Raw genomic sequence first — 13,651 nt, 5'->3', positions numbered from 1 at the left:
ATGAGTACTTCCGACAAGCGGCGGGACGATTCCCGCGCGTCAGCAGAGCTGTCCGAGCTGACCCTGCAGAGCCAGGACACCGACATCGTCACCCAGGCCCCCACCCGGGCGCAGACCGATCGCATCCGCACCACCGACGCCAAGAGCCAGGGCCGGTTGATCCGGGAGCGGTTCTTCCGGCACAAGGGGGCCCTCGCCGGGATCGCCCTGCTCGTGGCCATCTTCCTCCTCGCCTTCACCTCGATCGGGTACGCGGGCATCCCGGGCTGGTGGGACAAGCAGTACGACGTCCTCGCGGCCCGCTTCAACGAGGGGCGGCCCACCCTGACCCTCTGGCCCTTCAGCCTCGGCGAGCACCCCTTCGGGCAGGACGTCCTCGGCCGGGACTACTTCGCCCTGACCATGCGCGGCATCCAGACCTCCCTGATCATCGCGTTCGTGGTCGGACTCGTGGCCATGGTCATCGGCACCACCGTCGGCGCGGTGGCCGGGTACTTCCGCGGCTGGACCGAGGCGGCACTCATGCGCTTCACCGACGTCGTCATCACCATCCCCACCCTGGTGATCGCCGCGGCGGTCGCGGGGATCGTGGCACGGCACGGAGTCATCCCCTTCGCGATCTTCCTGGGCCTGGTCACGTGGACCGGCCTGGCACGTCTGGTGCGCGGGGAGTTCCTGTCGCTGCGCGAGAAGGAGTTCGTGGAGTCCGCGAAGTCCGTGGGCGCCAGTTCGGCGCGCATCATCTTCCGGCACATCCTGCCCAACACGGTGGGCGTGATCATCGTGTCCACCACCCTCGCCATCTCCGGTGCGATCCTCCTCGAGACCGGCCTGAGCTTCCTCGGCCTCGGCGTCACGGCGCCCGACACCTCCCTGGGCAAGGCCATCAACGACAACCGCTCCGCCCTGAGCGTGCGCCCCTGGCTGTTCCTCTGGCCCGGTGCGTTCATCATCGGCATCGCGCTCGCCGTCAACTTCATCGGCGACGGCCTGCGCGACGCGTTCGACCCCAAGCAGACAAGGGTGAAGCAGTAATGGCAGCACACAGTTCCACCGTCATCTCCGACGAGCAGTCCCGTCCCGCGGACGGCCCCATCCTCGCGGTCGAGGGCCTCGGCGTGGAGTTCAACGTGGACAACGAGTGGGTGATGGCTGCCGAGGACGTCTCCTACGAGATCCATCCCGGGGAGATCCTCGCGATCGTCGGTGAGTCCGGCTCCGGCAAGAGCATGTCCTCGATGGCCCTGCTGGGTCTGCTCCCCCGCAACGGGCGGTCCTCCGGGAGCGCCAGGATGCTCGGGAGGGAACTCATCGGCGCCCCGCAGAGCACCCTGCGCCGGGTCCGCGGCAAGGAGATCGCCATGATCTTCCAGGAGCCCATGACGGCGCTCAACCCGGTGCTGACCGTCGGGGAGCAGATCCGCGAGGCCGTGGAGCAGCACACCGAGCTCTCCCCGGCCCAGGCGAAGCAGCGGGCCGTCGAGCTGCTGCGCATGGTGGAGATCCCCGAGCCCGAGCGGCGCTACGACAACTTCCCGCACCAGTTCTCCGGCGGGCAGCGCCAGCGGGCCATGATCGCAATCGCGCTCGCCAACGACCCCATGCTCCTCATCGCGGACGAGCCGACCACGGCGCTCGACGTCACGGTGCAGGCCGAGGTGCTGGATCTGCTGCGCACACTCAACAAGAGGCTCAACAGCGCGGTGCTGCTCATCACCCACGACATGGGGGTGGTGGCCGATCTCGCCGATCACGTGGTGGTCATGGAACGCGGCCGCATCGTGGAGACGGCACCCACGGCGCAGCTGTTCGCGGCCCCGAAGGAGGCCTACACCCAGCAGCTCCTGAGCGCGGTGCCCCACCTCGGGTCCAAGGTGGGCGGCGTGCTGGCGGACGTCGAGGTGGTGGACGGGCGGCTGAGCATCCACGAGGAGTACGCGGAGACGTCCCTGCGCGAGCAGGAGGGTCATGCGGCCTCGGGGGTGGTGCCCGCGCTGGAACTCCGGGACGTGGACATCGAGTATCCCGGGCGGTTCCGCCAGCCGGCGTTCAAGGCGGTCAACGGGGTGTCCTTCACCATCAACCCCGGGGAGGTGCTGGGCCTGGTGGGGGAATCCGGTTCCGGCAAGTCGACGATCGCCCGGGCCGTCACCGGTCTCATCAGGACCTCCGGCGGAACGGTGGGCATCGGCGGGACCGACATCACGAAACTCAGCACACGGCAGCTCCTGCCGCTGCGCAAGAAGTTCGCGATCGTGTTCCAGGATCCGGCGGCCTCACTCAATCCGCGCCTGTCCATCGGCGACAGCATCGGTGAGCCCCTGCTCCTGCACGAGAAGCCGGGCCGGGCGGAGCTGGACAAGCGCGTGGCGGGGCTGCTCGAGGACGTCCAGCTGCCCGTGGGCTTCCGCCACCGGTACCCGCACGAGCTCTCGGGCGGGCAGCGTCAACGCGTGGGCATAGCCCGTGCGCTGTCCCTGCGCCCCGATCTGCTGGTCGCCGACGAGCCCACCTCCGCGCTGGACGTCTCCGTGCAGGCCAAGGTGCTCGAGCTCCTGCAGGAGCTGCAGCGCGAGCGCGGCTTCGCCTGCCTGTTCGTGAGCCACGACCTCGCGGTGGTGGAGCTGCTCGCCAGCCACATCGCCGTGCTGAACAAGGGCACGCTCGTGGAGCAGGGCAGCACCGAGCAGATCCTCAAGTACCCCCGCGATCCCTACACCCGGCGCCTGCTGGCCGCAGCACCGGTGCCGGATCCGCAGGTCCAGTCGCTGCGGCGCGAACAGCGCTCGGCCATCCTCGCCGCGGGGAACGCCGAGTAGGAGGAACCCCGGTAGGTGCTGCGACGGAACCGCCCCCGGTGGAAGGGGAGATCCTTCCACCGGGGGCGGTGCTGCACGCGGGCGGTGTCCTGAGCCGCGGGCCCCGACGTCAGTGGCGGAAGACGATCTTCCCGAACACGTCCCCCTCCAGCAGCCGGCGGAACCCCTGGTCCGCCTGCTCGAGCGGCAGGACGGCGTCGATGACCGGGCGCACGCCGGTGGCCACGAGGAACCGGGTCAGCCGGACCAGTTCCTCCCGCGTGCCCATGGTGGAGCCCAGGATGCGCAGCTGCAGGAAGAACACCCGGTTCAGCTCCGCCGACGGCGCCGCCCCACTGGTGGCTCCGCAGGTCACCACCGTGCCTCCGGGCACGAGGGCCTTCAGCGAGTGCGACCACGTGGCCTCCCCCACGGAGTCGAACACCACCTCCACACGCTCGGGCAGGCGCTCCCCCGCCTCGAACACCTGCTCCGCGCCCAGCTCGAGCGCCCTCCCACGCTTTGACCCGCTCCGGCTCGTGGCCCACACCCGGTACCCGGCCGCGCTCCCCAGGGCGATGAGGGCGGACGCCACCCCTCCCCCGGCTCCCTGCACCAGGATCGTGGACCCCGGTGCCGCGGGGGACACAGTGAAGAGCATCCGGTAGGCCGTGAGCCACGCCGTCGGCAGGCACGCCGCTTCCTCGAAGGAGAGCTCGGGGGGTTTGGGCACCAGGTTCCGCGCCGGTACCCACACGTGGTCGGCCATGGTCCCCGGATACCGCTCGGAGAGCAGGCTACGGCGCGGATCGAGTGTCTCGTCCCCGCGCCAGTCCGGCGAGGACACGACGCCGTGCACGATCACCTCGTTGCCGTCGTCGTCGACGCCGGCGGCGTCGCACCCCAGCACCATGGGCAGCCGTTCCTCCGGCAGCCCCACACCGCGGAGGGAGAAGAGGTCGTGGTGGTTCAGGGAGGAGGCGAGGACGCGGACGCGGACGAAGCCCTCCGGCGCCTCGGGCGGATCGACGTCCTCCACCGACAGTCCGGAGAGAGGCGAATCCGCCGACTGACGGACGGCAAGGGCGGCACGCATGCAGGAACTCCTTCGTCGACGGATGGTGCCCTCATCCTAGGCGTGCGCACCCGGATCCCGCCCGCGTACCGGAGCTGTTTAGGTGCGGTCCTCAGCCGTGTGGGAGACTGGGGTGCAGTTTCTGCACATTCACAGTGCCGGAAAGAAAAGGAGGCAGCCATGAGCAAGCGAGCACGCAAGCGTCGCGACAGGAAGCGTGGCGGCGCGAACCACGGTAAGCGCCCCAACACCTGAGTCCAGGCGTTGTCAGAGTTAACAGGAGAACCTCCGGCCCAGTAGGGTCCGGAGGTTCTTCCATGTGCAGCGGATAGCCATGACCGGGTGGTCAGCGGCCGGTCGCCGGTCCGTCAGTGGTCCGCGGTCTTCAGCTGGCTGATGCGGTCCAGGATGCTGGTCTTCAGGGTGGAGGGAGCCACTTCCGTGCAGGAGCGTTTCACCACGGAGCGGATGACACACTCCAGATCGTGCTCCTCGGCGCACTGCGGGCAGTCGTCGAGGTGGTCCTTGATGTCCACGAGGTCCTGGTGCGACAGCGCACCGTCGAGGTACTCGTAGAGCCGTTCGATCCTGGAGTCGGCGCAGTTGCCGAGGCTCTCGCAATCGCTCATTTCTGCATCTCCTGTTCCTTGCCCCGTGCTCCCGCGGGAACCGCCGTCCGTGCGTCCGTCTTGACCCCGAGGCCACGCTCGCGGGCATAGTCCGCGAGCAGCTCGCGGAGCAGCTTGCGTCCGCGGTGCAACCGGGACATGACCGTCCCGATCGGGGTGTTCATGATTTCCGAGATCTCCTTGTAGGCGAAGCCCTCCACGTCCGAGAAGTACACGGCGAGCCGGAAATCCTCGGGGATGGCCTGCAGCGCCCTCTTCACATCCGAATCAGGAAGGTGGTCCAGCGCCTCCACCTCCGCCGAACGCAGACCCAGCGAGGTGTGCTCCGCGGCCTTGGCCAGCTGCCAGTCCTCGATGGTGTCCGAGTGCGATTGCAGGGGCTCGCGCTGACGTTTGCGGTACAGGTTGATGTAGGTGTTCGTGAGGATGCGGTAGAGCCAGGCCTTGAGGTTGGTTCCCGGCTTGTACTGGTGGAATGCGGAGAACGCCTTCGTGTAGGCCTCCTGCACCAGGTCCTCGGCGTCGCTCGGGTTCCGGGCCATCCGCATCGCCGCGGAGTAGAGCTGGTCCACGTACTGCATCGCATCGCGCTCGAAGCGCGCCTTGCGATCCGCCTCGGACTCCGTGGCCACGTCCACATCGGCGTCTTCGGCGGGGTTGCTACCTGCGGGGGCTGTTGTATTCATCGAGCTGAAGTCTACGCGTCCGCGCTCCCGTGAGCCCTGGACGGCGGGACGCCGCACCGTGGTGGAGAGCTGGAAATCCGCCACCTGTGCCGTCTCGGTGGTGAGGTTCATCGACCTCTCCCTCCCTGGTCCGTTGCCATTCTGTTCACCTCTTCTCCAACCCGGGTGCCCCGGGGCTTATTCCTCCTGTACGCACCATGCACCGATGCGCCGGGGATGCGAGGGACGACCGTGCTCCTGCCGGGGATCGCACGCGGCGGGGTGACATGCAAAACTGGACCCAGCATGCTTCGTCTTGATCGTGTACCCGATGCCCGGCGGGAGACCGTCGGCAACCAGGAGGCAGTTGTGACCCTTGCCCGCGTAATCGCCCGTCCCTTGATCGCCAGCAGCTTCGTCTTCTCAGGAGTCGACAGGCTGCGGAACGCCGGTACCACCGCCCCCCAGCTGAAGCCCGTCCTCGCGGGCGTGAGCAAGGTGGTGCCGTCGGCGGCCTCGGTCACCAGCAACGAGAAGCTCGTGGGCCAGGTCCTCGGAGCCACCCAGGTGGGGGCCGCGCTCCTGCTCGGGATCGGGCGCTTCTCCCGCGTCGCCGCGCTCCTGCTGACGGTCACCGCCACGGTCAACACCCTGGTGGACTACCGCTCCGCCGATGCCTCGACGGCCGAGGGCAAGAAGGCTCGGCGCTCGCAGCTGCTCAAGAACCTCTCCCTCATCGGCGCCGTGCTCCTCGCCGCGGTGGACACCAACGGACGTCCGGGCCTGGCATGGCGCGCCGGTCACCTCGCCTCGGGTGCGCGCAGGAGTGCGGGCGGTCTCGGCAAGGACGCCCGCAAGCAGCTGAAGAAGGCGGACAAGGCCGTACGCAAGACCGCGTCCGACGTCGTCGGCTCCTGAGGTCGGTGACACCTCCACGCGGCGGGGCGCCCTTCCAGGGGAACTGGCGGGGGCCCCCCCTTCGTTCTGCCGTGGACGCGGAGTTCTCCGTCCCCGGCTCGAAGTCCCTCACCACCCGCTACCTGGTGCTCGCCGCCCTCGCCGACGGGCCCTGCCTGCTGCGCAGGCCCCTGCACTCGCGTGACTCGGCCCTCATGATCGGTGCACTGCGCGAGCTGGGTGCCGGGATCGAGGAGGTCCCGGGCGACGGCGGCTTCGGCCCCGATCTGCGCGTCACCCCGCTGCCTCCCGCCCCGGCGTCCTCCTCCGCGCGCGACCGCACCGTGGACTGCGGGCTGGCCGGCACCGTGATGCGCTTCGTGCCCCCGCTGGCCGGGTTCGTGGCCGGGACCACCACCTTCGACGGCGACCCGCACGCCCGGCGCCGCCCGATGGGCAGCATCATCACCGCCCTCCGCGGCCTCGGCCTGCCCGTGCAGGACCACGACGCCGGCTCCCTCCCCTTCACCGTGACGGGGGACGGCTCCGTGCGCGGCGGCCGCCTGGTCATCGACGCCTCGGCCTCGTCCCAGTTCGTCTCCGCACTGCTGCTGGTGGGTGCCCGCTTCACCGAGGGGCTGCACCTCGAGCACGTGGGCAAGCCCGTGCCGAGCCTGGACCACGTCCGCATGACGGTCCGGACACTGCGCTCGCTCGGCGTCGACGTGGACGATTCCGTGCCGGACCACTGGCGGGTGTCCCCCGGACCCATCCCCGCGTTCGACGTGGCGGTGGAGCCGGACCTCTCCAACGCCGGCCCCTTCCTCGCGGCCGCCCTGGTCACGGGCGGCACCGTACGGATGAGGAACTGGCCGGCAGCCACCACCCAGGTGGGGGACGAGTGGCGGCGCATCCTCCCCGCGATGGGGGCCCGGGTGGAGCTCGACGGCGATGTGCTGACGGTCTCGGGGACCGGGAGCATCACGGGCGGGACCTTCGCCGACACCTCCGAGCTCGCGCCGACGGTGGCTGCGCTGTGCGCGCTGGCGACGACGCCGTCGACCCTCACCGGGATCGCGCACCTGCGCGGTCACGAGACCGACCGCCTCGCCGCGCTGGTCGTCGAGATCAACGCGCTCGGCGGGGACGCGGAGGAGACCGCCGACGGCCTCGTGATCCGGCCCGCACCACTGCACGGCGGGGTGTTCGCCACCTACGAGGACCACCGGATGGCCACGGCCGGGGCGATCATCGGGCTGGCCGTGGACGGCGTGGACGTGGTGGACATCGGCACCACGGCGAAGACCCTGCCCGAGTTCCCCCGGCTCTGGGCCGAGCTCACCGCGACCGCACGGCAGCCCGGGACGGACGAGGGGACGCACACACCATGAGCGAGACCGGGAACCGCCGCGGAGCGCGGGCCTTCGACGAGTCCGACGTCCGGATCCGCCCCAACAAGAAGGGCACCCGACCGCGCACTAAGAACCGGCCCGCCCACGAGGACGCGACGACCGGCCGGGTGGTCACGGTGGACCGTGGCCGGTACACCGCCGTCGTCGACGAGGACACCCCCGACGAGCGGATCGTGGTCGCGGCGCGGGCGCGGGAGCTGCGGCGCAGCCCCGTGGTGGCCGGGGACCTCGTGGCGCTCGTGGGTGACGTCTCCGGAGGGCCGGACTCCCTGGCACGGCTGGTGCGGATCGAGGAGCGGCGCACCGTGCTGCGCCGCAGCGCCGACGACACCGACCCGGTGGAGCGCGTGGTCGTGGCCAACGCCGACCAGCTGGTGATCGTGGTGGCCGCGGCGAACCCCGAACCGCGGACCGGTTTCATCGACCGCGCCCTCGTGGCGGCGTACGACGCCGGGATCGAACCGTTGCTGTGCATCACGAAGGCCGATCTCCGGGACCCCGCCGCCCTGCTCGCCAACTACGAGCACCTGGACCTGCGGGTGATCATCAGCCGCACGGACGAGACCGTGGGCGTGGAGGCCACCTCCGACGACGGCGAATCCGCCCGGCTGTCCGGCGGGGCGGTGGATGCACTGCGCGACGAGCTCGACGGCCAGGTGAGCGTGCTCCTCGGCCACTCCGGGGTGGGCAAGTCCACCCTGGTCAACGCCCTGACCGGGAGCACCCGCGCCACGGGCGGGGTGAACGCGGTGACCGGGCGCGGCCGCCACACGTCGTCGTCGGCCCTGGCCCTGAAGGCGTCCGACGCCGCACCGGGGACGTGGATCATCGACACCCCCGGGATCCGCTCCTTCGGGCTGGCGCACGTGGACGCGGACCGCATCCTGCAGGCCTTCCCCGACCTGGAACCCGGCACCGAGGGGTGTGAGCGCGGATGCCGGCACGACGACAACGCGGTGGACTGCGGGCTGGACGGCTACGTGGCGGAGGGCCTGGCCGGTGATTCCGGCCCGGTGCGGCTCGCCTCCCTGCGGCGTTTGCTCGGTGCGGGCATCGCGGAGGCGCGCGGGAGCACCTCGGACGCGAAGGAGCTCGGGCAGCACTGACATCGGCCATCGGCTCCGCCGGGGCTCGGTAGCCGGAGGAAGAGGATAGGTTGATCCGTATGAGTTTCACGCAGGGCTACAACGACGACCTCCGTCTCGCCCACATCATGGCCGATTCGGTGGACGACCGGACGATGGCACGTTTCAAGGCCCTCGACCTGCGGATCGAGACCAAGCCGGACCTGACCCCGGTGACGGACGCGGACAAGGGGGCCGAGGAGGCCATCCGCGGGCAGCTCTCGAGGGCGCGGCCGCGCGACGCCGTGTTCGGCGAGGAGTTCGGCAGCACCGGGTCGGGCTCGCGGCGCTGGGTGATCGACCCGATCGACGGCACCAAGAACTTCGTGCGCGGGGTCCCGGTCTGGGCCACGCTCATCTCCCTGATCGACGACGGCCGGCCCGTGGTGGGCCTGGTCAGCGCCCCGGCCCTCGGGAAGCGCTGGTGGGCGGCCGAGGGCACGGGCGCGTACACGGGCAAGTCCCTCGCCGCCGCCCAGCGGCTCCGCGTCTCGAACGTCACCGACCTCGCTGACGCCTCGCTCTCCTACTCGAACCTGTCCGGCTGGCGGAAGCGCGGATCGCTCGCGGAGTTCGTCAATCTCACGGACCGGGTGTGGCGCACGCGGGCGTACGGCGACTTCTGGTCCTACTGCCTGGTGGCCGAGGGCGCGGTGGACATCGCCTGCGAGCCCGAACTGAACCTGTACGACATGGCGGCGCTGGTGCCGATCATCTCCGAGGCCGGCGGCCGGTTCACCTCGCTCGAGGGGGAGGACGGCCCGTTCGGCGGCAATGCGCTGGCCACCAACGGGGCCCTGCACAGCGAGGTGCTGCGCACCCTGAACCCGGACGTGGATGACCTGCTCTGATCGCTCCGACATGCGCGTACAGCGCGCCCCGGCACCCGGATGGTGAGGGGTAGGCCCCACCTCGGCGAGGAACGACGGCGGGACCTGGCCCGCGCCTACCTCTCGGGAGCCGGACGCTACGACCGCGTGCGCCCCGCCTACCCCGCCGAGGTCGCGGACTGGGTGGTGCCCGCGCACGCACGGACGGCGGCCGATCTCGGCGCGGGGACGGGGATCTTCACGGCGCTGCTCGCCGAGCGGGGACTCGGGGTGACGGCGGTGGACCCCTCCGAGGACATGCTGGCCGTGCTCGCCGCCCGGATGCCGGACGTCCCGCGACTCCGCGCCACCGCGGAGCACACGCTGCTGCCGACCGCCTCCACGGACCTGCTGACGCTCGCCCAGACCTGGCACTGGTGCGACCAGCCCGCCGTCCTGCGAGAGGCCGGGCGGGTGCTGGCACCGCGCGGCAGGATCGCGCTGGTGTGGAACCAGCTCGACGTCTCCGTGCCCTGGGTGCACCGGCTGTCGCGCATCATGCACGCCGGTGACGTCTTCGCGCCGTCCTACCGCCCGGCGTTCGGTGACGTCTTCGCCCCGCCCGAGGAGCTGCTCGTGCACTGGAGCCAGGAGCTCACGGTGCCCGACGTCGTCGACCTCGCCCGGTCCCGCAGCTACCACCGGCGGGCGTCCCCGGAGGTGCAGGCGCGCGTGGAGTCCAACCTTCGCTGGTACCTCACCGAGTACCTGGCCTTCCCCCCGTCGGCGACCCTCCACCTGCCCTACTACACGCACGCGTGGCGGGCGGATCTTCTCGGGGCTGGATCCCGGCCGCACTGAGGCTTAGATTTAGGTATGACTAAATCTCCGGGCGTCCGACGTCGGTCCGCCGGGGTGTGCGCGGCCCTCGCGCTCCTGACGAGCGGGTGTGCGGCTCCCACTCCCCCGGCACAGGCCGACGACGACCGCCCGGTGGTGTTCACCACCTTCTCCGTGCTCGCCGACCTCGTGGACACGGTGGGCGGGGGACATGTGCGCGTGGAGTCCATCACCAAGGTGGGCGCCGAGATCCACGGGTACGAACCGACGCCCTCGGACCTGGTGCGCGCGCAGGACGCCGATCTGGTCCTGGACAACGGGCTCGGGCTGGAACGGTGGTTCGAGCGCTTCCTGCAGTCCGTGGACGCGCCCCGCGCCGTCCTCTCCGACGGCGTGGACCCGGTGGACATCCGTTCCGGGAGCTACTCGGGCCTGGCGAACCCGCACGCCTGGATGTCCCCCACCGCCGCAGCGACCTACGTGGACAACGCCGTCGATGCGCTCTCCGCGCTGGAACCCGCCCACGCAGCCGACTTCGAGGCCAACGGCGAGGTGCTGAAGGGTGAGCTCGCAGCACTGCTCGCGGACTTCCGGGCCGGGCTCGCGGACGCCGACGCGCAGGCACTCGTGACCTGTGAGGGTGCGTTCTCCTACCTCGCCCGCGACGCCGGACTGACCGAGGCGTTCCTATGGCCCGTCAACTCGGACTCCGAGGGCACGCCGCGTCAGATCGGGAACGTGATCGGCTTCGTGGAGGAGCACCGCGTGCCCACGGTGTTCTGCGAATCCACCGTGAACCCCTCCGCCCAGGAGCAGGTGGCACTGGCCACGGGGGCGGACCTCGGCGGCACCCTCTACGTGGACTCGCTCTCCACCGCCGACGGCCCGGTCCCCTCCTTCGTGGAACTGATCCGCCACGACCTCGACACCATCACGGAAGGACTCACGCGTTGACACCCCGCCGCCCCGACCCCGCCCCTCCGCATGCCCGAACCGAGCACGGTCACCTCGGACCCGTGCTCGAGGTGGACGGCGTGAGTGTCCGGTACAACGACGTCCAGGCGCTCCACGGCGTCTGTCTCAGGCTCGGTGCCGGCCGTATCTGCGGGCTGATCGGCGTGAACGGGTCTGGGAAGTCCACGCTCTTCAAGTCCCTCATGGGCCTTCTCGTACCGCAGCAGGGCGAGGTCCGCCTGTTCGGGGGCACCACCGCGAGCGCGCGGAAGCAGGCGCTGGTGGCCTACCTGCCGCAGGCGGAGGAAGTGGACTGGACCTTCCCCGTGTCCGTCGCCGACGTCGTCTCCATGGGGGTCTACGGACGGCTCGGCGCCGCACGGCGCCTGGGTACGCGCGAGCGTGGGGTGGTGGCGGACGCGCTCGACCGCGTGGGGCTGGCGGAGATGCGCACGCGGCAGATCGGCATGCTCTCCGGCGGCCAGCGCAAGCGCGTGTTCCTGGCCCGGAGCATCGCGCAGGACGCGCGGCTGCTCCTGCTCGACGAACCGTTCGCCGGGGTGGACCAGGGCAGCCAGCAGACCATCGGTGCGCTGCTCGGCTCCCTGCGCGACGAGGGGAGATCGGTGCTGATCTCCACCCACGACCTCGCCGGGGTGCCCGAGCTGTGCGACGAGGCCGTCCTGCTGCCCCGTCGCGTGGTGGCACACGGGGATCCCGCACCCGTGCTCTCGCGCGGCACCTCGCGCTGGCGTTCGGCCCCGCCTCGTCCATCACCCCCGCGTCCTCGATCGGTCAGGCCTGACATGGACCTCCTCGCCCTTCTCACCGAACCGCTGCAGTACGGGTTCCTCACCCGGGCACTCGCCATCACCGTGGCCGCCGCCGTGGTGTCCGCCGTCCTCTCCTGCTGGCTCATCCTCATGGGGTGGTCGCTCATGGGGGACGCCGTCTCGCACGCCGTCCTCCCCGGGGTGGCCCTCGCCTACATCATCGGGATCCCGTTCTCCATCGGTGCCTTCGTCTTCGGGATGGGGGCCGTGGCCCTGATCGGCGTGGTGCGGTCCACCACCAAGCTGAAGGCGGATACCGTGATCGGCGTGGTGTTCACCGCCCTGTTCGCCGCCGGACTGGCGATCGTCTCCGCCACGCCGTCCCAGATCGACCTCATGCACATCCTCTTCGGCAATGTGCTGGGGGTCTCCTCCGCGGAGGTGTGGCAGGTCCTGGTGCTCGGTGCCCTGACCCTCGGCGTCCTGCTGTTCAAACGGCGTGACCTGACCCTCCTGGCGTTCGACCGCACCCACGCCCACGTGATCGGGTTGAACACCCGGCTGCTCTCCGGGTTGCTGCTCGGGCTCCTCGCCCTCACCGTGGTGGTGGGCCTCCAGGCCGTGGGCATCATCCTGGTGGTGGCCATGCTCATCACCCCGGGCGCCACCGCGTTCCTGCTGACCCGCAGCTTCGACCGCATGCTGGTGATCGCCGTCGTCCTCACCGTCACCGCGTCCGTCGCCGGGATCTACGCGAGCTACTACCTGGACATCTCCACCGGCGCCTCCGTGGTGCTGTGCCAGGCCGTGGTGTTCGCCGTCGTCGACCTCTTCGGGCGCCCCGCCGGCGTGGTGTGGCAGGCTCGACGGCGGAGGCGGTCCGGAGCTCCCACCCGCGGGCCGGCCCGCCCCGCGGACACCGGTGCGGACACCCCCGCGTGATGGCGGTACGTCCGGGCTCCGTGCTCAGCATCGGGTCCACGAGTGTGCAGGACTACGTGAAGGCCGTCTACGCCGCCACGGAGTGGCGGGGGGGCACCGTGACCGCCGGTGAGCTCGCCCCCCCCCTCTCGGTGGCCAATTCCTCGGTCACCGGCATGGTGACCAAGCTCGTGCAGCTCGGCCTGGCGCGGCACCGGAAGTACGGGCCGATCTCTCTTACCCCGGACGGCGAACGACTGGCGCTCGCCATGGTGCGGCGCCACCGGCTCATCGAGACCTTCCTGGTGACGGAGCTCGGGTACGGCTGGGACGAGGTGCACGACGAGGCCGAGCTGCTCGAGCACACGGTCTCGGACGCGTTCGTGGAACGTCTCGACGTGAAGCTCGGACGCCCGCGGCGTGACCCGCACGGGGACCCGATCCCGGCGTCGGACGGGTCCGTGCACTACCCGGTGGCGCACCGCCTCGACGAGCTCGACGACGGGCACCCAGGGCGCCTGGTGCGCGTGAGCGATGCGGACCCGGCGGTGCTCCGCCTCCTCGACCGCCACGGGATCGGGCTCGACGACGACCTCCTGGCCCGCCGCGGTGAAGACACGGTCGTCGCGGTGCGGCGGGGCGGGCCGGGGGCCCCTGACCTCCCCCTCGGGGAGGGACTCGCCGGCGCCCTCTGGATCGAGAGCACCTCACCCCACGAGGGGTGCACCGTACTCGACGGCGAGCGCTGAACCGG

At 70.7% G+C, this 13,651-nt stretch carries 14 protein-coding genes and 1 pseudogene; 12 read left to right on the top strand and 3 right to left on the bottom strand.

What is annotated here, in order from left to right; genetic code table 11:
• A complete protein-coding gene (locus AC792_RS05715) occupies nucleotides 1-1,035 on the top strand; it encodes an ABC transporter permease (protein WP_082177498.1) in 1,035 nt (344 codons plus the stop codon).
• Complete coding sequence (locus AC792_RS05710; RefSeq protein WP_049829604.1) at nucleotides 1,035-2,819, top strand: ABC transporter ATP-binding protein; 1,785 nt, start codon at nucleotides 1,035-1,037, stop codon at nucleotides 2,817-2,819. Before AC792_RS05715 ends, AC792_RS05710 begins: the two co-directional genes overlap by 1 nt.
• 109 nt (nucleotides 2,820-2,928) lie before the next feature.
• Here AC792_RS05710 and AC792_RS05705 read toward each other — a convergent pair whose 3' ends face one another.
• Nucleotides 2,929-3,894, bottom strand: coding sequence for a zinc-binding dehydrogenase (locus AC792_RS05705; RefSeq protein ID WP_049829603.1), 966 nt, complete (start codon nucleotides 3,892-3,894; stop codon nucleotides 2,929-2,931).
• 159 nt (nucleotides 3,895-4,053) lie between these two features.
• On the opposite strand from AC792_RS05705, the gene AC792_RS18170 reads away from it, so the two are divergent.
• Nucleotides 4,054-4,128, top strand: a complete 75-nt coding sequence (locus AC792_RS18170; RefSeq protein ID WP_369299106.1) for a 50S ribosomal protein bL37 — start codon at nucleotides 4,054-4,056, stop codon at nucleotides 4,126-4,128.
• 113 nt (nucleotides 4,129-4,241) lie between these two features.
• On the opposite strand, the gene rsrA is transcribed toward AC792_RS18170, so the two are convergent.
• Together rsrA and AC792_RS05695 are read right to left on the bottom strand one after the other, a co-directional pair.
• Nucleotides 4,242-4,502 (bottom strand): mycothiol system anti-sigma-R factor, encoded by a 261-nt coding sequence (gene rsrA, locus AC792_RS05700; protein ID WP_049829602.1) that lies wholly within the window; start codon nucleotides 4,500-4,502, stop codon nucleotides 4,242-4,244.
• Nucleotides 4,499-5,299 (bottom strand): sigma-70 family RNA polymerase sigma factor, encoded by an 801-nt coding sequence (locus AC792_RS05695; protein ID WP_082177495.1) that lies wholly within the window; start codon nucleotides 5,297-5,299, stop codon nucleotides 4,499-4,501. The genes rsrA and AC792_RS05695 overlap by 4 nt, the downstream gene beginning before the upstream one ends.
• Before the next feature lie 237 nt (nucleotides 5,300-5,536).
• On the opposite strand from AC792_RS05695, the gene AC792_RS05690 reads away from it, so the two are divergent.
• The 9 genes and pseudogenes from AC792_RS05690 (at nucleotide 5,537) to AC792_RS05655 (ending at nucleotide 13,646) form a co-directional block, all read left to right on the top strand.
• On the top strand, nucleotides 5,537-6,085 hold the full coding sequence (locus tag AC792_RS05690) for a DoxX family protein (protein ID WP_049829601.1): 549 nt from the start codon (nucleotides 5,537-5,539) through the stop codon (nucleotides 6,083-6,085).
• Nucleotides 6,086-6,156: 71 nt separating this feature from the next.
• Nucleotides 6,157-7,455 (top strand): 3-phosphoshikimate 1-carboxyvinyltransferase, encoded by a 1,299-nt coding sequence (gene aroA, locus AC792_RS05685; RefSeq protein WP_235436412.1) that lies wholly within the window; start codon nucleotides 6,157-6,159, stop codon nucleotides 7,453-7,455.
• Nucleotides 7,452-8,582 carry a ribosome small subunit-dependent GTPase A gene (rsgA, locus tag AC792_RS05680; RefSeq protein ID WP_049829599.1) on the top strand — a complete coding sequence of 377 codons (1,131 nt, stop codon included), beginning with the start codon at nucleotides 7,452-7,454 and terminating at the stop codon, nucleotides 8,580-8,582. Before aroA ends, rsgA begins: the two co-directional genes overlap by 4 nt.
• Before the next feature lie 59 nt (nucleotides 8,583-8,641).
• Nucleotides 8,642-9,451 (top strand): histidinol-phosphatase, encoded by an 810-nt coding sequence (gene hisN, locus AC792_RS05675; RefSeq protein WP_049829598.1) that lies wholly within the window; start codon nucleotides 8,642-8,644, stop codon nucleotides 9,449-9,451.
• Between the two features lie 39 nt (nucleotides 9,452-9,490).
• The gene (locus AC792_RS05670; protein WP_049829597.1) at nucleotides 9,491-10,270 is read left to right on the top strand and encodes a class I SAM-dependent methyltransferase; all 780 of its coding nucleotides are present in this window, start codon (nucleotides 9,491-9,493) and stop codon (nucleotides 10,268-10,270) included.
• A 15-nt stretch (nucleotides 10,271-10,285) separates the two neighbouring features.
• Entirely contained in the window at nucleotides 10,286-11,203 is a 918-nt protein-coding gene (locus AC792_RS05665) for a metal ABC transporter substrate-binding protein (protein ID WP_049829596.1), read from the top strand.
• A gap of 62 nt (nucleotides 11,204-11,265) precedes the next feature.
• A pseudogene (locus tag AC792_RS17705) lies at nucleotides 11,266-11,700 on the top strand (metal ABC transporter ATP-binding protein); the annotation flags it as partial.
• Between the two features lie 309 nt (nucleotides 11,701-12,009).
• Nucleotides 12,010-12,918 carry a metal ABC transporter permease gene (locus tag AC792_RS17495; RefSeq protein ID WP_049829627.1) on the top strand — a complete coding sequence of 303 codons (909 nt, stop codon included), beginning with the start codon at nucleotides 12,010-12,012 and terminating at the stop codon, nucleotides 12,916-12,918.
• Entirely contained in the window at nucleotides 12,918-13,646 is a 729-nt protein-coding gene (locus AC792_RS05655) for a metal-dependent transcriptional regulator (protein WP_049829595.1), read from the top strand. Before AC792_RS17495 ends, AC792_RS05655 begins: the two co-directional genes overlap by 1 nt.
• Nucleotides 13,647-13,651 lie beyond the last annotated feature (5 nt).

Origin of the sequence: Arthrobacter sp. RIT-PI-e, assembly GCF_001187915.1 — a bacterium.
Lineage (GTDB): Bacteria > Actinomycetota > Actinomycetes > Actinomycetales > Micrococcaceae > Arthrobacter_D.
The sequence above is the reverse complement of the archived record's forward strand: the minus strand, read 5'-3'. Positions and strand labels throughout refer to the sequence as shown.